This is a genomic window from Nostoc linckia z4 (assembly GCF_002608075.1).
GTDB classification, from domain to species: domain Bacteria; phylum Cyanobacteriota; class Cyanobacteriia; order Cyanobacteriales; family Nostocaceae; genus Nostoc; species Nostoc linckia.
The window spans coordinates 1-17,698 of sequence record NZ_LAHA01000047.1 but is presented as its reverse complement, the minus strand read 5'-3'; the positions used below and the strand labels follow the sequence as shown (position 1 = coordinate 17,698).

The window sequence follows — 17,698 nt, the reverse complement described above, 5'->3', positions numbered from 1 at the left end:
TTGTACTATTTTGCCCCTAGTGTCAGGTACGCTATATCTACGCCAAATAGCCATTTTTTATTAAAAAATGAAATAAACATCGAGCTAAGTACAGCATTTCACAAATTCGTAGCGAAAAAAAATGCTACTCTTCAAACCTCTGCGTTCTCTACGCCTGGAGTGGTTTGCTACTCTATATTCGTCATGAACTTACGCAAAGCTCTACTAAGTGTCTTCCGAGTCATCTTTAAATAATGCATAGAAAGAAGATTTCAGCTTTTTTCACTTAAATTTTAAAGTACGACCTGATCCTGATAATCTTCTTTCATTACACCCATATTTAAACGATTGATCAATTGTTAAATCTTTCCTTTTGCATATTGGATTTATTCCACCACAAATACTTGCAGATTGTTCATCTGTAAGCTCAGCCAATTCAATGGATTCAAAACCAATAATGTTCATAATTCTACTCCATTTTGAACATATTTGAAATCCAGCAGTTTGCGAGTAATCGACGTACAAAGTGCAAGACTCAAAATCAAATATATAGAGTTTCTGTTTCCTATCTCAAAAGCCGTAGCTTTGTACTTTCTGCAAAATAAAACTGCTGTATCATTCAGATATACACATCATTATGATAAATTCTAAAACTTAACCCTCTCACCAAAGTTATAGAAAAGTAAGCCAAAAGTTATACAGTATTTAAAAGACCCTGGCAATCCAGAACTTAAGACATTATTTGAAGAGGTTGAAGATTGCTTGCAGCAGTATGATGCAAAGTCAGAGAAGGTAAAGCAACTCAGTCAGGAGGTACAAGATATGGCATTTTCAGTTGATTTAGAGTGCGCTGAGTGGAAATACGAAATTTATACAGATGACTAAGGCAGTAATTACCCCAGAGTCAACTCATTAACTTGTCTGCCAAAACTTTACAATACAACCAGTGATTTCACCAGACTGTATGCCGGATTGTATGGGCGACAATAGAGGTAAACGTAACCATACACTTGCTTGATATGGCAGACAACCAACCAGATACCCTACAAAATGACACGGAAAATTTCAAAATTTCCATATTAGAATTACAAGAAAAATATGGGATTGGGCGCGATCCTTTGTACGCTCGAATGCGCTATCTACAAATAAAGACTTGGAAGGTATCGGGTAAAGCTTACTTGTATGCCGACCAGGTGGCGCACATGGATGGCTTGCATGAACACATCCAGCAGACAAGCAGAATGGAAGGCTACCCAGTGCCGCCGCCATCCGGGCCACAAGATGAGCAGCCAGAAACCACAACTACAACTACTCTGGCAGTAGCAGAAACTCAACAGATAGCCGCTACACCAAATTACACACCCAAACAAAAGCGATCGCAGTCCTCACCGCAAGATGATGTAGCAGCCATAGTTAACAGCGCCCAAAACAAAGCGGCTGGGACTCTAATAGCTGAGAATGTATTAGCTCAACATTTCATTCAGAACCCAGACCTGCTACCAGATGAACTAAAAGCCAAAATCAAAGAATCTGCACAAATGCCAGGTGTTGACCCTTTCGCATACGCGGACTCATTGATCAACATCGCAATGGGTTCTATCACCGCGGCCTAAAATTTCTCGGTATGGTGACAACTGGGGCGATTGTTGCTGTTAATGGGCTAAATCCCTTATCACTTGTAGCTTTAGTTATAAGTGGAGTGTTAGCGATCGCTCCTAAAATTTCCTCTAAGAATTGGAAGTTAGGAGTTAGGAGTCAGAATTCAGAACTCAGAATTCAGAATTCAGAACTCAAAACTGAGGACATAACACCTGAATTCAAAATTTACCGACAAGCAGAGTTAAACAGAACCACAGCCTCACTTCTAGCAAATGGGGCTATTCTCATAGCCGGGGAGGACGGGAGTGGTAAGTCTGTACTAGCTAACGCGGTGGTGGAGAAGCTGCAAACTGACGGCTTCATGGTGGCGTTTATCGAGCCTGCCACCCCTAAACAAATGTTGCTAGAAATAGCACATCAATTTGATATTCCTACTGAGGATTTAGAAGGTAAGTCACTGACAGCTGACAAACTCAAAAGGGCGATCGCCGATTTCTTAGAGTCAAACACAGCATTCCTAGTACTGGACGATGCCCACGCCTGCGATGCCAAATTCCGAATGTGGCTGAAACAACTGCGGCGTAGTAATGTACCAATGCTGTTACTGGCAACCGATCCACCGCGTATTGACATCTTTATAAATATCCCCCGAATCGAACTCAAACCCCTGCCAGAGTCCACAATCAGAGAAATTATGATTGCTGCTGCGCTTGAGAGAGGAATTAGCTTAAAGCCTGCGGAAATGGCTAAGATTCAAAGCCGCGCCGGGGGAAATCCAACATTGGCTATACGTTCAGTTGAGGAGGAGTATCTAGGTTTGGAAGTTGAGGAGGGCGACCACCGCCGTTACTTCGACATTACACCATTAATACTCCTGGCGGGTATCGCCTTTGTGATTATGAGGTTCATTGGTTTAGGAACTTCAGATCAAGCACTATATATATTTGGAGGTATCGCTGCGGCCATCTTCTTGGGCTTATCACGCCTGCTGTATAATCTGCCACGCGAAAGCCAGAGGATACGGTAATGCTGGGAATATCTCACCTACTGATTAGTGGCACTGCTACCAGCCTATTGCTCGGAACTGCTAGCCCGACGATTATTGCGGTGGGTGCGATCGCTGGACTTCTCCCCGATATCGACGTTTCCACCTCCCCGGCTGGTCGTGTGCTGCCTTGGGTAAGTGCATTTTTTGAGTCAAGGATGCCTCACAGAAGTTGTACACACAGTTTGGTTGCCAGTGCTGCGATCGCTGCGGTTGGGTATGGCTTTGCATTATTTAATCCCAGTTTTATTAATTTGGTTCATGCCCTAACCATTGGCTACACCTTCGGCTGGTTCGCTGACGTATTCACGCGGGGCGGTGTAGAAATGTTTTGGCCCAGCCCCGTGAGGTGCGTCTGCCCAGGTAACCGGAATTTACGGCTGAGGACTGGGAGCAATGCAGAATACTTTGTGTTGATTATTTTGATAGCGATCGCTCTTGCAACTTTCAACATTAATAATAGTGGCGGAGTTTTGACCCAATTCAACAGGCTGATTGCTTCTCCCTCTGGTGTCCAACACATTTACAACGAATCTGGGTCAACTCACCTGATTAAGGCCAATATTAAAGGAGTGCGGACAAGCGACAGGTCAAGAGTTGCTGGTCAATTCCTCATAATCCAAGCTCAAGGAACCGGCTTTTTAGTACAGGCAGACGACGGCAGGATTTACAAAGCTTCCACCGAGCCTGATAGCCAAATCTTCTTAGAGGAAATCACCGCAGATGTGGGCAAACCAGCTATTACCAACATTGAGGCAATTTCTATTGAGGATGAACCAATTGGGGAAGCGATCGCTCAATTTAACCGCGCCGGGGCAATGGTGTTTATTAGCGGTCAGTTGTCAGTTGAAGATTTGGAAACATCAGTTCTACCACGCGACCCCTATCAATTCCCTGTGATTAAGGCAACTGACAGCACAGTTATCCTGGAAGCTGCACCGCTCTCAATTGTACAAAAAACCTTGGGTGACGAATTCGCTACAGGACAACTGCAAGTGAGGGTGATTAACAGCAGCAGTCAATAGCCCTTACTCCCCATTCCCCATTCCCAACTCCTAACTCTTAACTTCTAACTCCCTACCTAATCCCCAATACCCCATGCCCTATGCCCAAACCACTGCCAACCCAAACGCTTAAACCGAATCAATCTAAAAAACCTGCTACAGAGCCAGTTAATGGTGGCATCTTGTTAGGAGATAAAGTCTACTGGAATCCTGCCGCGCTGTCTAATGGTCACATTGCAATTATTGGTGCTTCTGGGAGTGGTAAGACTCAGACACTCAAAGCGATCGCCTATGAACTCCCGCGCTTAATATCGAGTGTACGCTGCATAATCGTAGATTTTCATGGGGATTTAGAGCTTCCCGGCGAGGTGTGCTACCCGCTAAATATGGAATCGCCACACGGGATTAACCCCTTAGTTGTTGACCTCGACACCAAAGGCGGGGGGCCAAGTTTACAAGCGATCGCAGTCGCGGCGATACTCAAGAAAGCCCTCACAATGGGTGTTAATCAAGAAGGACTGGTTATTGACCTTTTAACAACTTGCTATAAACAGAGGGGGATTATTCAGGATGATCCGAAAACCTGGACGCGACAGCCTCCCACATTTGCAGATGTGCGGCGGGAGATAGAAAGCAGGATTGAAAGTGGCTGTAAAGAATCACAGAAACTCGCCCTCAAGCTGGCTGCTATGTTTGAGTACGGCATTTTTACAAAACCGCAGCCGCCGCTAGATGCTGGTCAGATTATCAGGTTTGATTTGTCTGCATTGGGAAAAGTGCCGGGTTTAGGTGCGATCGCAGCCGAGGCATTGATAAAACAATTAATGGATAGTCATAGAATTGCTGGTGAAATTGAAGATAAAGTGCCAAAAACATTTGTCTTGATTGACGAATGTAAAGAAGTTAAAAATTCTAAAACTTTAAATATTATATTAGCTGATGGTAGAAAATTTGGATTATGTTGTATTGTAGCATCACAACGAGATGCTGAAATAAGCAAAGAAGTTATTGCTAATACAGCCACAAAAATCATTTTACCCGTTGACCAATCAGAAGTTAAATCAGTTGCTTCAAGATTTCGATTCTCTGACCATTTAATAGCTAATCTGGATTCGCTTCAAGCATTAGTAAGAATGGGTAAAGATGGGCATAAAGTTAATATTATGCCCTACTACAAGAGAGTAGAATAATATGTTTCGGTGTTGTCGTTAGAACTCCGAAAATTTGTAAAGCTCCCCAAAAGTCTAAAAATTTACCGGGCTATAGTTAGTTCGTCTGTTGATTGTATCTATCCCACCAACGTATTGTTTCCAAATTATCTTTTATAGCTGCCCAAGAAGTTGCTGATAAAGCTTTAAGTGTTTGCTCTACAAAGTTTAAGTTTGACATTGCTAAATCTTTTTTTATTTTATTTTGGTCTTGGATATATTCTTCGATATATCCTACATGAGTATTTAATTCATCCTTTTCTCGTTTCTGTAAATTAACAATATTCTTTGAATTTATTTGTTGCTTAATATTGTTTAAAGCTTCCAATACCTGCTTTAAATCGGGTTTTTTACCCAATAATGTTAATTCATTTTGAGAAAATGTTTTTATTTCTCCAGAGCCAGCTAACTTTACTTTCATTCTTGGATTATCTAAAATCCCTGAAAACAGCCTATCGTATTCATAATCAATTACTTCCCCTGGTTGTCCACTAGGAGTTTTGACCTTATCACCCTTTTCAATGTTCATAAGCGGTAATTGCCCCTAAATCTAGTAGATAACTATAGCTACACCGCTATTTAGACCGATTACCGATATGAACTTACAAAAATAGACAGTTAGGTGGAAGTAACGGCTATTTTACTGGTTAATCGCTCATTTACCTGCCGCCTGACCTCCTGATAAAGCAGCCACTCATTCTCTAGCCAGGAATCAAAGCCAGATTATAAGCAGTACACTTAATCCCCTCAGCAAACTCAAAATAAATCAGTAATCGGCATATAGATTAAGGTTTTCCAGTAGTTGTGGGAACTATAGAAATAAATTTTCAAATCAAGCCTTTCTATGAGCGTATTTAGTAGAAATAATCTGATTACTTATTTTTGTGTAGGGATAATTGGGTTAATTATTTTAGGCAGAAATTACCCACAAAATCAGGCAGCGATCGCATCTAAAACAGAATCTAAAATAGAAACTAGTTCTAATACAGATACAGATGATGAAGTAGAGGTAGATGATTCTGATTCTGCGATCGCTATTCTCCAAGAAAACCGTCCTCTAAGAATGACTCTATCCGTTGATAGTCCATCGTTTTTAAAGGTAAAAGTCGGTCAGGAAATTAAGCAAGGTGATGTAATATCAGACAACTCTATAGAACGCGATCGCTTGGACAAACAGAAGAAATCCGTCACGCTCCAAATTGACAATCTCAAAAGTAAAACCATCCCCGAACCCTTCAAACCAAAGGAATCATTAGGATTAAAGCAACTTCCTCCGGCGATTTTCTCAGAGGAAACAGCGGCTATTTCTCAATCTAAACTGCGATTGAATCAAGCGATCGCACTATTAGAAGCGCGTACCCCACTACTGCAAAGTGACAACCCAGAGCGACGGGCTGAGGCTGAAAAGGCTGAAGCTGGCTTACAGATTGCCTCACAGAAAGTTGAGGAGCAAGAACGACTGATAGGGGCTATGGGGGATATGAAGTTACAATCTGAAATTCTCCAGCATGAGGAGGCCAAACTTAAACAACTGCGCTCCGAGATGGATCAGGCTAACTCTGCTTTAGACCAAGCAAAGGCCAAACTCAATGCTTCTGCTATCCTTCAACAACAGGAATTGCAACAGCTTCAAACAAATATGCGGTTGGCACAATCTGATTTAGAGGTCGCAGAGTCGCGGTTAACCGCAGCCCAGAACCGCCGCCAACTTACAGAATATGACGCAAACTTGAACGAGGCACGTAGACAGCAGCAGGAAAACCAGACTCAGCAAGAGTATTCAAGGCAGCAGCAGCAATATGCTCAGTCTGTAAGAGATAGAGACTATCAGCTAGCACAGCTGGCAATTTCACTCACCAATATTGAGGATAAATTAGCACAAATCCCGATGATACGTAGCCCTCGCAATGGTTACATTAAGCGGATTAAGCCTTGGGTCGGGAAAGATGGAAAATATACAACGGTTGTTACTATTACTGCTCTTGCTAATTCCTCTAAGAATGGAGGGAGCGATCGCCCAGTCTCCAGTTCCAATCCCAGTAGCAAAGCCAAACCCTAGTACTAAAACTCCGACACCACCACCCCAGCCTACGACAGGCGATAGTACAGAGCAAGCACCGGAAGAACAGACACCGGACGAGACAGACCAGGGACAAGAAGAACAACCCCAGGAGAATTTATCACCAGAAGAGGCACAGCAAGCCGATCAAGAATCTGATTCTAAACTCCCGAAGCCCGAACAGAACCCCTTTAACAAGCCCAGCATCGATGTGATTTTGCAACGCGAAATGAATGATGATATGTGGCGACTCCTGCGCGGGGGGTTACCGTGTCTGGAAACGTCGGCGGTGTGTCTTCAACAATTGCAAGATAAAGCGATCGCTCAAAGCCCACTCTTAAAGGAAATTGATACTCGCATTGCTGAGGCGAATGAACGAATCAATGAGGCGAAAGTAAGGAATAAAAAATCTATTCAACTTGCAATACTCACCCCGGCGCTGCAATATCTTTTAGGCCCTACTCCTGCGGCAGGACAGCCACAGGCAGCAGGTACAGGGCTAATTGACAATTTGGCAGGGATATTCAGTGGTAAAACTAACTTAATTAATGGGTTACTTAATGTAATAGGAATACCCTTTTTTCAAGGCACACAGGGCGGAAATGCTGACGCGCAGCGCAATGCGATCGCAATATCTGATATCCAAGTAAAAGTAGCAGAGTTGCAACGAAGTAGGGCACAATTGGCGGATACAATTCGTGATAAAGTAGCCCAATCGTTAATTGCCTTTGATGAGGCAAGAACCGATTTTCAGACTGCTCAAGTTGTAGCAAGTCGAGCAGTTGACCAGTTTAAAGTATTCGAGTTACGCTACGTCAGAGGTAACTCCGATACTGAAAGTTATCTAACCAGGCAAAATCAGCTTGATAATACAAAAGCCCAAACTTATGGAGCTTGGGCGAAGATGAGGCGCAGTTTATTTACAATTAAATTGTTAGTTCTCAGCATCAAAGATGCTGAAATTTAAGTTTTACATAAACCAATTGAGGGAATATAAACAGCTTGAAAATTAGAATAATCAGGATGTCGGTCAAGTTTTATCCATTGTCCATTTGATTTATAAAAAATGTTGACGCTTGCTGGATCGCCCTCATAGGTAGCGTCAAAATTAAAATTCTCAAATTGCACCCAGCCATCAGAATCAGAAGTAGCGTACCTATCAGATGATCCTCCAAATTTCCCATCTGGATAAGCAATAAATTCTGTATTAGGTGGCAGGTTAATAACTACAAGACTTCCGCTATACTTGCACATTTTGCCTGATACTGGCGTAGGCTTGGGCGCTTCGCAATTGGGCGGAGTGCCTGTAGTTCCTTCTGGGCAAGTCTCTGGAGGAGGAGGCGGCGGTGGTGGGGGTGGAGGCGGCGGTGGCGGCGCTTCGCAATTGGGTGGAGTGCCTGTAGTTCCTTGCGGACAAGTTGGCGGTGGAGGTGGCGGCGGGTCGCAATTTACCCCAATAGTACAAGAATTACCAGGCCCAGGATTGGGATTTGGATTGTTTGGCGGTGGACTCCAGGAAGTTCCACTACCACTAACAGTTGCTATTTGAGTGCTAGATGAAAACTGAATTGGGTTTTGCTGACGCCACGTAACAGCACTAACAGCACTTGTAAAAACTGGAGCCGGATACGCTACATACAATTTACCTTTTCTGCAAGCAATTCCCCCACCTAATTGTAAGTTTGAAAGCACAAAAGCTTCATTATCAATAATAATTGCACCTGGGCGCGGGTCGCCCAGTTTAAACGATAAGAACCCACAAATATTTGCTCTGATATTTCTTGTTGGCGCTGAGGATAATAATCTGATAGTTTGGGCGCTACTTGGTGTTAATCCAGAGATATAAGTGGTTCCCTTATTGTCTTTCCAAATTTCTTTCTCAGCCTTGATTGTCCCGTCACACCTTGCAGTTTCTTTTATTGGAATATTTACATTTTCAAAGCCGTAGATATTAGCTGATTTCTCATCTTTAATTTCAATGCGATCGCTCGCCTTAATCGTTCCTGATGAAGCTATTCTTAATATTCCGCAACTATTAGAAATCCCACTTCTAATTAATGGCATTCCTCCCAAATTGACAGAATATGATTTATTAGCTTCTAGCCCTTGAATATGAAAATATCCATCAGTGCCTAAGTATCCCTTCATTTGAGCTAGGGCGGCTGTTGGAAATAGAGCAATTAGAGTAAGAATAAATAATATTTTTTTCATAATAACTTCAATAATAAAAGCGATCGCTTTTTTTCCTCTAAGAATCTGAGCGATCGCTAATGACTAAAATCAATTACCAAGATGCTGGAACATAGCCATAGGGAGTGCCGTTAACTGTACGGCAATATGGGGCGTTTGTGGCATCAGGTAAAGTTGCTAAAGTATAGTTTGTTGTTCCCACACTAAAAGAGTCGGGCAGAGGGCCCGATGTAGATGTAGGCTTCAAAGTCCCAAATCCGCAAGCGTTGATGGTTACGCTACGGGTTGAGGCAGTTGGCAAACTTATTGCTGTGGCTGCTCCTGGATTTAAACCTACAATCACAACTTGGCCTGAAGGAGTTTTAAAATTATCAGGCCTTGGTTCGCTAAATGCTCCATTTACACAGCTGGGTAAAGTTTGGACGGGAAGATTTGCAGCATCAATACCACTTCCATCTACCTCTAAACCTGTAAAATCACCGCTAGAAGGTACGGAAATTCTGACCTCACCACAAGCCCCGGCTATTCTTGCAGTGGATTTAGGCACAGATCCTAAGTTCACTGATACTCGGCTTCCAGGAGTAGCAGAAAAAACTACTACTGTATTGCCATTATCCATAGCCTTATATACAGTGGCGCTGTTATAGGGGATAGCCGCAGCTGGAAAAACTGAAGAAGCGATCGCATTAAATATAGTAGTGGCAATTAATCCCAACTTAGCTATTTGAAGCTTTTTCATAAATCACCAATATTCAAGTTCAATTTGGTATTTCATTGAAACCATATTCATCTATATTTTTCTGCTTACTAAAGAGTGAACCTACTGAAAATTAAACTTAATTTTTAACAATTTTCAGGTAATTGATTTGAGAAAATGTGCTGGTAATCATGTAAAAATAATATGAAAAATATCCACATAACTCAGTATTTTTTTGTCTTGAATACAAGTATTTTTATAAGTTAATATTGACCAGACAAGTATTAATATATCGTGTTTATAGATTGAATTAAATACTTCTTATCTGGCAGACAATTGCATAGGATTAAGAGTGTCCGGCAGACAAATAAATAATAGACAAAACAACGCCAGAAACCGTAGCCGTGACAAGTTCCTACTCCAGTAAGGGCAATCTAATAGGAGAATCACAACCGAAATAATCATCAATGCCCAAAAAGCTCTTGAATAGCCCAGTTTTCTTACTTGCCTGTGTCACTGCTGTTGTTGCTGTAGCAGGTACATCCCCCATAACTAAATCGCTTGTAGAAGCGGCGGCAGACTCCACCTCACCTCATGCAATGCCACTGTCTGAAGATTGGACAGTTGCGAGTGTTGCCGATGGGGACACAATTACAGTTAAACGTGACGGGGAAACTAAAAAAATTCGGTTCTGTGGGATTGATGCAGTCGAGAAGCAACAAAAGTTGGGGCCACAAGCCAAGACTTACTTGCAATCTCTTATTGACAAAGGAGATGGCACTGTTATGGTTATTCCCATCGAACAAGATAAGTATGGGAGAACGGTTGCTGAGGTGTTTGTAAAGCCGCGGCCAGGAACGCCGGGATATCGAAGCGAAGAAGAGATATTTTTAAACGGTGACATGGTTAGGGCTGGATTTGCCCGACACTATACCCGCTACAGTAACAACTGTCCAAACAAGGTAGTAATAGAACAGTCTGAGCAGATGGCGATCGCATCTAAGGCTGGGGTGTGGAATGACCCCAATGCAGTGCCACCTTGGGAATTTAGAAAACAAAAGCGTTAAAGTAAATTTTGTTAAACTGCCTCTAGCTCACAACTTTTGAGCAGGCTAAAACATAGCGATCGCATCTAAAGCAGGTGTGTGGAGTAACCCAAATTTAGAAAAGCCTTAGGATTATCGGCGACGACAGAGGGAAAAGTGAAACTTGTTAACAAGTTTATATTAAAAACTACTTTGTGATGTTCACAGTGAGTGGTAAGCATTCTCACTTTTGAAAAATGAGAAAGTGGTGAAAAGCCTGTATGTAAGACTTATAGAAAAATTGGTATAAGGGCCACTGTGCCAAAAAAGGAAAATTGTACGCTAAGAAAATTTCAAAGCCACGACCGGGCAGAATTGTTACACGGTCTTGGCTGTGGAAATGCCCTTTACAAATGGTTTTCAGTCTAAAAGTAAGAAACGTATTCATCAACTGCCATTATTCACTGTTTGTATCTAAAACAACTATTCTTTGTAAAAAATATACTTTGCCATAGTCAAAAGGTGGAGTGTAAGTTATGTCTTTGGACTTATGAATTTCTAATAAATCATATTTATAGTCGAGTAATTATGTGAGAGTCACCTAAAGTAGCTCGTAACTTCCTTTTGGAACAGCTATCAAAGGTACTTTTAAGCCTAGTTTTATTACTTTCAATATGGGGCGGAAGTAGCGAGCCTGTCACCAGCCGCCATACGTCGCCTGAATCCTTTACTGTCGGTGGAACCATAATATTGCCGTTTTTACGTGCTTATGCTTCCAATTGACATTGGCAATATTATCCTTCCGATGTCTATAATCCTTGCATGGTATACATTTGACGATAAAAGTATTCATAATCCACCCCCACTAAAAATGTAGGATTGAAGTAACCCTTAAGGCTGAAACCCTTACAATATAAGGGTTTGAGGATATTACACCCAACTAAAAATCAAATCTTAAGATTACCTTTTTTTGGCAAGCTTATGGTGACAATTTTGATTTCCGGCAATTTTATGGTTCCAATGCCTCAAAAAAGAATGCGAACGCTCGAACCGAACAATAAGTATTACAGCCTTTAAAGCGGCAAAATTATGGTTCTAGTCGCGGCAATCTTATCGTCCCATCGGCACAAGACTTTCAGTCGTTGCGTGGCGGCTGGTAGCAGCTTTGCTACTTTCGGCCCAACTAGGAACAGTTTCATAGCTGGTGTGGTTGGTTCATGTCCTAACTGCCGAAACGCGAGTTAAGTAGGTAGTGATGAAGAAATTTGTAACGGTTCTAGTTTCACTAATAGCATTTGAAATATTTTTCTTTTCATCTGAACAGGCAGCAAGTGCACAAGACTGTGGTAGTAAGGATGGATATAATTTGCCTTGCTGGAGAGAATATTTAGATAGTGGAGAGGGCAATGAAACGCTCCCTTCATACCCGTATGCTAAAAGACCTAACGGCTGTAGTATCCCAGGCGGGAGACCAGGTGAATACGACAACTTCGGTAGCCTCGGCTACGATTTCAGTTTCACGGAGGTTTGTAACAATCATGATCGTTGCTACTACACAATTGGAACAACGGAAGCTCAATGCAATACAGCATTCACTGAAGGACTCTTTCGAGTCTGTCACGATAAAGCCTTTCAACCATTAAAACCGCAAGACATTTTGAGCGGAGGTATTTCGAGAGCCACAGCAATCGAAAATTGTTTGAGACGAGCAGAATGGATGTCCCAAGTGGTTGTTACAGGAGGACTTCCTTTCCCAGGAAATTATCACCAGAAGGCACAGGACAATCAGGCAGACTATCTTAGAAGAGTTAATGACTATATAGCCAGTTTTAAAAGTTGTCTAACAGCTGATTTGACTAAAGCATTGGTTCCATGCAATCAAAACCCGCTGCCAATCTACTCAGCAACTTATAACCCGCTTCCTTACAGACCAGGTTCATCAGGATGGACAGGAAGAATAGGAAAAGTTGCATTCAACAATGGAACGCAAAATCCTGTTAAAGTAACTCTTTATCATCCTGATGCGCCTAGAGAACCATTCAAGTCATGGACAGTTTTACCAGGACAAAATTTATTTCTCGGAGATAATAACTACGGAATGGATTGGGGAATCCAGGTCAATAATTCACCAGTTTATATATTGGGCAGAGTATCTGCGTGGAATAATTTTAATGATCAACAAATCTTCCAAAGCGGCTATCCTTTCTGGCTTCACAATTAGCTTGTGTCATCTTTCAGTAATGATGAACGCAGTGGGAACATTTACATTCTGGCTGGAGAAGAAACGGGTATGTGGTCTGCTTATTTCCGCCGTGCTGTACTAGTTATGCTTCCAAAGGTTCAAACCAATTATGATACCTCAAGATTTCGTCCCCTTCGTTTGGCCCTTATTTGCGCTCGTATGCGTGATCCTTTTTCGGGAAGCTCTGACGCGACTCATCGACCGGATTCAGGGATTTGAACTCGACTGGCCGGGAAAGATGTTTAGGCTGACCGCTACAGAAGCTAATCAAGTTGCACAGGCACTTTTAAACGAGGCGGACGAGATGATTCGCCATCTCGGTCCGGCGGAAAAGAAGCTATTTCGGAAAATCGTCGAGGCTTCTGAAGCAAGACACACCATTACGGTTGACCAGCTTTTTGAGGGGGGTTTCTCACGGGTAAATGCATCTGGAGGGGACTCGGAACAATTGATAAGCCTTCGTAAACTTCGGGATGCACAATTAATAAGACCGAAAAACGGCAACCAGTTTACTGGTAAAAAGGAATTAGAAATCAAAAAATTTGGGCAGGTTCTCCTCAATATTCGCCGGAAAGAACTTCTCTCATGAGAGGGGTCATCGTTCCGAAACGGTGTTCTTCAGCGATTTTTTTGCCCCTTGTAAGGCACATTCAGCAAATCAATCGCCCGTTTCTTCGCCGCTTCTCCCCGCCTGTCATACTTACTTGTAGTACTTGGCGACGCATGACCTGCAAGTTTTGCTATGGTGACGATATCTGCCCCCGCATCCAATAGATTACCGATAAAAGTTCTTCTAAAATCATGAGATGTAAACGCATCCACATCAGCTTTTTCCCCGCGTCGTTGCAATGCCCGTAACACCCCCTGCTCACTCATCCGCCTTGGTATGATTTTCTGTGCCCTTATCATATCGATTTTGTTGTGAAATGGTAGTCTTCTTTGAGCGATCGCACCCTTTCCCCAAAGCTGAAACTAATTATGCAGCAGTGGGCGATCGCTTATTTCTTATTAAAACCAGGGAGCAGTCACAAACGTGATTTTAGCAGAATAGGCACTGTGATAAGCAGGAGCAGAAACATACTGTTTAACAAGATAAGTGAAAGTTATTAGCAGGTTTTATAGGTGGGGTGCGTAGCCATAGCCCGCCGCAAGCAACGCATAGGTCAGGGCAGGCATCGTAAACCTGCCCTAGCAGTGGTTATTTTATTTGTTGGTCAGACGGCATACAAGTTTCTTCTTTTATGAGTTGCAACTCAAAAGGGTTAAGTTGGATATGTATCTTTCCACATTTTGATAGTGACAATACTTTTAAAGCCGAGAGGGGTATTACCAAAACAGCTACCGACCCAATAATGGTAATAATGCCAATAATGGTAGTGTTAGTGATGGGTCTTGGAATTTTCTTGCAGAAAAGTTCCTTTGAGACTATTGTTTCTGTCTGCATTGATTTAATCTGTGAATGGGGTTGGATAGTAGATCGAAGTTTACGTTTCATCATTGTTCAATCCTTTGTATGTTTTTGAAGCTGGGAGCCAGTCTGGGAGCCTGAGAAACACCAGACTGGCTCTGTTTATTTATGTAGCACTGGGATATATGTGAAACATGAGCATTTTCTAGCAAGATCATCACACCACTTATACATCTCGCATAGAGCTTTTTTGGTTCATTGAATCAAATCAAGTATGAACCTATCCGATTTTTTGGAAACCCTGCGCTTTGATGTTTTCTTTCGAGCTTCTGAACCGTAAATCAAGTCTTGTTGCGTGCGAACAGATTATGACTATACGCCAAGTAGATTTAGGATTAAAGATTGTCAAATTGTCCACTTTACGCTATCTCTAGAGCGTACTAATTACAGCTACCCACCTTCCCCAATCACTGCGATCGCCTTCACTTATAAAAGAACTACCCAAGCAAGTAAAGACCCCTACTATTGCATTGATTTATGTAGGGGTATTGCAACGATGAAGGAGTTAAATCTACCCGAAACTCTCGATCGTTATTTTCCTTTGAAACACGGATTTCTATGTACCCCCTCTGAGAATTTTTTTGTTTAACTGTAGTTTTCTAATCTCAAGGTAGCTACTACCTATTAGCAATAGCTGTATTAAAAATAGCTATTCTTTGTCTTGAGCCTGTCAAATTAATCTAAGTAGCCGCAAACTCTTACTTTTGACTATTAGTTGGATATTCATACAATATATAAAGAATAATAACAATTTATTAAATTAACATAAGATAATTGCGATCGCACAATCCAAACCCTTGGGCGTACAGGCTTGGGTTATAAAAAGAGGAATCGCCAGAATTAGTTTCCTCTAAGAAATTTCAGGGAAGTTTTAATGCAGTGTACGCTCGATATAGTTTTTTACATAATTTAAAACCCACTCGTCGGCCAAAAATGCAACTTTCCCTAAGCCAGCCCTTGCAACCAGACACAGCCTAAACTAAAAAACTGCTGCGGCAACGCGGCGGTTTCGCGGGCTGGCCTGGTTACAAGCCTAGTTGCATTTTTGGCCGCTTAAGAAAATCCATTGGTCATTAGTCATTAGTCATTGGTCATTAGTTATTTAACAGTGCGGCTGGCTTTGGGAGAAAGTTAAACTCTGGCGACAGCTAGCTACCAGAGTTAGTTTTTAGTTAACGATCCAAATAACGGCTAACTTTCTCAGGAAGTGGATCGACTGCTTTATCAGAAACAGGTTTAAAGGTAATCAGACGTTCATAGACATTTTCACCTGCATCATCTTTGCCAGTGCAGCGAGAGAACCAAACAGCTGCACCGAACTTATTGGAGGGCGATCGCCTAATAAATTCATATCCTTTCCAAGTTACTATCGCCGCTCCATACTGATCGGCACGTTCAACAGTTGCATCAATACTAGACCAATCAAAATGCTTGAATTCTTCAATTTTTCGCTGATAGTTTGGTGCAGTATTAGGAGTCAATCTATTTAAAGTCTCAGCTATTTGCTCAAGTGCAAGCATTTGCCGATGTTGAATTTCAAGCCAAAGGTTAGTTTGTTCTGGTGTCATGATAAATTCTTAGAGGATGAGTTTAACGTGAGTTCGATAGCGATCGCTTAGTTTGCATCTACGCGATTGCAGACTTGTTAGAGAGAAAATCTTGAAGGCGCTAAATTAACAGTGAACGCATTAGCTATGCCTACCTTGGCTAATGGTAGTCTTTGCTCTATGATTGTCTGCTTTGCTTCCTTCGTGGTGTAGTGGAGAAGAACATAGTGGCTTCTGCCAATCCATCTGCCAAAAATTCGGTCTTCGTGGTCAACAACCACATACATAGGTTTGGGTGGCCTTCCTTGTTTCATGTTTTTCTTAGAGGAAAGTTGTTAATATGAAATTGCCCTAAGTAAAGCAGGGGTGAATATCTTTGGTCGGATACCTCCCCTGCTGCGGGGCCTTCGCTTATGGCTGTAGGCTGGCGGCCAGTTAACTACCAGTTCAAAATCTCTGTCTCTACTTCTGAGTCAGGGTCAAATTCCCATGAATATTTTTTCTGTTCTCTCATAGCAGCTTCCTTGCGTTCTATCCAGCAATATTCGTATTGGCGTAAGGTTTCAGCCCCGACATATTTCCAAGCTGCAAATATGTGTTTGTCAGGTATTTGTCCCTGAGCTTTAGGATTTAACATTAAGTGTTTTGTAGCGACTACATCCTGGTTAAACGCTTTTTCTAACCCACTATAGGCGTGACAAGTGCAAGTAATTTCATATTGATATAATTTGACCTCGTAGAAGTCACCAGTATTGCCACGGGCTATTAGTTCATCCCAATCCGATCCAGGTTCTAATTTATATGGATCGGCTTTAGCCCAAGAGCGACTGATTAAAACTTCTACAAAATCAGCCTTTGAAATAAATCTAGATATTCCACGAATTTTAATTAGTTGGCCACGCTTTTCAATTTTATTGGGGATGTGTAACCAAACTTGGTTTTTATAAACGTCAATAGTTGTGTAGTCTATACCTTGCTTAATTTCCTCAGCACTCCATCCCCATTTTTGGAGCAGAATCTTAGTATTTTCTAATGAGTAAATATGTCTTAAAGCATAGTCTTCACTGTTATCTTCATGCAGTAAAGATTGATGAAAATTAGAGTAAGTGTAGTCAGTTCTAGTGTGTGCCTTAGCAGAAAAGCGTGTCATTTGGTCGGATACCTTTTTCTAAGGATTTATACTTCTTATTATAGTTGGTCGTCTTACTATAAATATAAAGTTTACACAATATTTACAATCTACAAGCGAGGAAAATAAAAGCGATCGCACATCAAAGGCGATCGCTCTTACTTAACTATTCAATTGTTTCTACTGCGCTTTCTAAGTTCTGAATTGCAAAATATAGATATTCAATAAATGATTCGTTTACATTTTCGTCATCTTCATCATTAATGATTTGCTGGTTGAGTCGATGGGGGATATTATTCCCCGCACCTCTCAGTTAGATCCGTGCGTACCCGTTTCCGTGTACACGGCTCCCGATGTTCTTAGCTTGCGCTTTTGCTCATGTGCTTATAATCGTGGCAACTCTCGTGAATTGCTTCCAGATTATTTTTCTTCCAGTTGGCGTGATTTCCATCGATGTGATGCAGGTGAACCCGTTCCTCATCGATGAACTTTAAGCCGCAAGAGGC

19 protein-coding genes are annotated in these 17,698 nt (G+C 41.9%); 10 read left to right on the top strand and 9 right to left on the bottom strand.

Features of this window, described 5'->3' with window-relative positions:
• Positions 1–261: 261 nt before the first annotated feature.
• Positions 262–444: a hypothetical protein gene (locus tag VF06_RS27860; RefSeq protein WP_099069258.1), complete on the bottom strand. Its 183-nt coding sequence runs from the start codon at positions 442–444 to the stop codon at positions 262–264.
• 554 nt (positions 445–998) lie between these two features.
• Here VF06_RS27860 and VF06_RS27855 point away from each other — a divergent pair.
• From VF06_RS27855 to VF06_RS27840, 4 genes are all read left to right on the top strand, one after another.
• Complete coding sequence (locus VF06_RS27855; protein WP_180267372.1) at positions 999–1,592, top strand: hypothetical protein; 594 nt, start codon at positions 999–1,001, stop codon at positions 1,590–1,592.
• A gap of 11 nt (positions 1,593–1,603) precedes the next feature.
• A complete protein-coding gene (locus VF06_RS27850) occupies positions 1,604–2,605 on the top strand; it encodes an ATP-binding protein (protein ID WP_099069257.1) in 1,002 nt (333 codons plus the stop codon).
• The gene (locus VF06_RS27845; protein ID WP_099069256.1) at positions 2,605–3,648 is read left to right on the top strand and encodes a metal-dependent hydrolase; all 1,044 of its coding nucleotides are present in this window, start codon (positions 2,605–2,607) and stop codon (positions 3,646–3,648) included. Before VF06_RS27850 ends, VF06_RS27845 begins: the two co-directional genes overlap by 1 nt.
• Before the next feature lie 80 nt (positions 3,649–3,728).
• Positions 3,729–4,817 (top strand): ATP-binding protein, encoded by a 1,089-nt coding sequence (locus VF06_RS27840; RefSeq protein ID WP_099069255.1) that lies wholly within the window; start codon positions 3,729–3,731, stop codon positions 4,815–4,817.
• Between the two features lie 76 nt (positions 4,818–4,893).
• Here the strand turns inward: VF06_RS27840 and VF06_RS27835 are convergent, their stop codons facing one another.
• Positions 4,894–5,364, bottom strand: coding sequence for a hypothetical protein (locus VF06_RS27835; protein ID WP_099069254.1), 471 nt, complete (start codon positions 5,362–5,364; stop codon positions 4,894–4,896).
• Between the two features lie 315 nt (positions 5,365–5,679).
• On the opposite strand from VF06_RS27835, the gene VF06_RS27830 reads away from it, so the two are divergent.
• Together VF06_RS27830 and VF06_RS27825 are read left to right on the top strand one after the other, a co-directional pair.
• Positions 5,680–6,894 carry an HlyD family secretion protein gene (locus VF06_RS27830; RefSeq protein WP_099069253.1) on the top strand — a complete coding sequence of 405 codons (1,215 nt, stop codon included), beginning with the start codon at positions 5,680–5,682 and terminating at the stop codon, positions 6,892–6,894.
• On the top strand, positions 6,782–7,861 hold the full coding sequence (locus tag VF06_RS27825) for a TolC family protein (protein ID WP_099069252.1): 1,080 nt from the start codon (positions 6,782–6,784) through the stop codon (positions 7,859–7,861). Before VF06_RS27830 ends, VF06_RS27825 begins: the two co-directional genes overlap by 113 nt.
• Here VF06_RS27825 and VF06_RS41350 read toward each other — a convergent pair.
• Positions 7,858–9,105: a hypothetical protein gene (locus VF06_RS41350; protein ID WP_180267373.1), complete on the bottom strand. Its 1,248-nt coding sequence runs from the start codon at positions 9,103–9,105 to the stop codon at positions 7,858–7,860. The two genes, VF06_RS27825 and VF06_RS41350, sit on opposite strands and share 4 nt — an antisense overlap.
• Before the next feature lie 73 nt (positions 9,106–9,178).
• Positions 9,179–9,823 (bottom strand): hypothetical protein, encoded by a 645-nt coding sequence (locus VF06_RS27810; RefSeq protein ID WP_099069250.1) that lies wholly within the window; start codon positions 9,821–9,823, stop codon positions 9,179–9,181.
• 425 nt (positions 9,824–10,248) lie between these two features.
• Here VF06_RS27810 and VF06_RS27805 point away from each other — a divergent pair, with 425 nt between their 5' ends.
• The 3 genes from VF06_RS27805 to VF06_RS27795 all read left to right on the top strand — a co-directional run bounded on the left by VF06_RS27805 (position 10,249) and on the right by VF06_RS27795 (position 13,637).
• Positions 10,249–10,848, top strand: a complete 600-nt coding sequence (locus VF06_RS27805; RefSeq protein WP_099069249.1) for a thermonuclease family protein — start codon at positions 10,249–10,251, stop codon at positions 10,846–10,848.
• A gap of 1,213 nt (positions 10,849–12,061) precedes the next feature.
• Positions 12,062–13,027, top strand: coding sequence for a hypothetical protein (locus VF06_RS27800; protein ID WP_099069248.1), 966 nt, complete (start codon positions 12,062–12,064; stop codon positions 13,025–13,027).
• Between the two features lie 130 nt (positions 13,028–13,157).
• Entirely contained in the window at positions 13,158–13,637 is a 480-nt protein-coding gene (locus tag VF06_RS27795; protein ID WP_099069247.1) for a hypothetical protein, read from the top strand.
• 29 nt (positions 13,638–13,666) lie between these two features.
• Here VF06_RS27795 and VF06_RS27790 read toward each other — a convergent pair whose 3' ends face one another.
• Positions 13,667–13,924, bottom strand: coding sequence for a tyrosine-type recombinase/integrase (locus VF06_RS27790; protein WP_244918152.1), 258 nt, complete (start codon positions 13,922–13,924; stop codon positions 13,667–13,669).
• Positions 13,925–13,944: 20 nt separating this feature from the next.
• Here VF06_RS27790 and VF06_RS41345 point away from each other — a divergent pair, with 20 nt between their 5' ends.
• Positions 13,945–14,085, top strand: coding sequence for a hypothetical protein (locus VF06_RS41345; RefSeq protein ID WP_180267374.1), 141 nt, complete (start codon positions 13,945–13,947; stop codon positions 14,083–14,085).
• A gap of 1,603 nt (positions 14,086–15,688) precedes the next feature.
• Here VF06_RS41345 and VF06_RS27780 read toward each other — a convergent pair.
• From VF06_RS27780 to VF06_RS42950, 4 genes are all read right to left on the bottom strand, one after another.
• Positions 15,689–16,084, bottom strand: a complete 396-nt coding sequence (locus tag VF06_RS27780; protein ID WP_099069245.1) for a single-stranded DNA-binding protein — start codon at positions 16,082–16,084, stop codon at positions 15,689–15,691.
• A 77-nt stretch (positions 16,085–16,161) separates the two neighbouring features.
• Complete coding sequence (locus tag VF06_RS27775; RefSeq protein ID WP_099069244.1) at positions 16,162–16,377, bottom strand: hypothetical protein; 216 nt, start codon at positions 16,375–16,377, stop codon at positions 16,162–16,164.
• A 125-nt stretch (positions 16,378–16,502) separates the two neighbouring features.
• On the bottom strand, positions 16,503–17,213 hold the full coding sequence (locus tag VF06_RS27770) for a hypothetical protein (protein WP_099069243.1): 711 nt from the start codon (positions 17,211–17,213) through the stop codon (positions 16,503–16,505).
• Between the two features lie 338 nt (positions 17,214–17,551).
• A partial coding sequence (locus VF06_RS42950) for an HNH endonuclease (protein WP_143861876.1) occupies positions 17,552–17,698 on the bottom strand: 147 nt, incomplete at its 5' end.

Coding starts and splice junctions, on each gene's coding strand:
- VF06_RS27805 (WP_099069249.1), top strand. CDS start 10,249: ATGCCCAAAAAGCTCTTGAATAGCCCAGTTTTCTTACTTGCCTGTGTC.
- VF06_RS27855 (WP_180267372.1), top strand. CDS start 999: ATGGCAGACAACCAACCAGATACCCTACAAAATGACACGGAAAATTTC.
- VF06_RS27850 (WP_099069257.1), top strand. CDS start 1,604: ATGGTGACAACTGGGGCGATTGTTGCTGTTAATGGGCTAAATCCCTTA.
- VF06_RS27770 (WP_099069243.1), bottom strand. CDS start 17,213: ATGACACGCTTTTCTGCTAAGGCACACACTAGAACTGACTACACTTAC.
- VF06_RS27795 (WP_099069247.1), top strand. CDS start 13,158: ATGATACCTCAAGATTTCGTCCCCTTCGTTTGGCCCTTATTTGCGCTC.
- VF06_RS27800 (WP_099069248.1), top strand. CDS start 12,062: ATGAAGAAATTTGTAACGGTTCTAGTTTCACTAATAGCATTTGAAATA.
- VF06_RS27825 (WP_099069252.1), top strand. CDS start 6,782: ATGGAAAATATACAACGGTTGTTACTATTACTGCTCTTGCTAATTCCT.
- VF06_RS27810 (WP_099069250.1), bottom strand. CDS start 9,823: ATGAAAAAGCTTCAAATAGCTAAGTTGGGATTAATTGCCACTACTATA.
- VF06_RS41350 (WP_180267373.1), bottom strand. CDS start 9,105: ATGAAAAAAATATTATTTATTCTTACTCTAATTGCTCTATTTCCAACA.
- VF06_RS27835 (WP_099069254.1), bottom strand. CDS start 5,364: ATGAACATTGAAAAGGGTGATAAGGTCAAAACTCCTAGTGGACAACCA.
- VF06_RS27775 (WP_099069244.1), bottom strand. CDS start 16,377: ATGAAACAAGGAAGGCCACCCAAACCTATGTATGTGGTTGTTGACCAC.
- VF06_RS27840 (WP_099069255.1), top strand. CDS start 3,729: ATGCCCAAACCACTGCCAACCCAAACGCTTAAACCGAATCAATCTAAA.
- VF06_RS27830 (WP_099069253.1), top strand. CDS start 5,680: ATGAGCGTATTTAGTAGAAATAATCTGATTACTTATTTTTGTGTAGGG.
- VF06_RS27845 (WP_099069256.1), top strand. CDS start 2,605: ATGCTGGGAATATCTCACCTACTGATTAGTGGCACTGCTACCAGCCTA.
- VF06_RS27860 (WP_099069258.1), bottom strand. CDS start 444: ATGAACATTATTGGTTTTGAATCCATTGAATTGGCTGAGCTTACAGAT.
- VF06_RS27790 (WP_244918152.1), bottom strand. CDS start 13,924: ATGAGTGAGCAGGGGGTGTTACGGGCATTGCAACGACGCGGGGAAAAA.
- VF06_RS27780 (WP_099069245.1), bottom strand. CDS start 16,084: ATGACACCAGAACAAACTAACCTTTGGCTTGAAATTCAACATCGGCAA.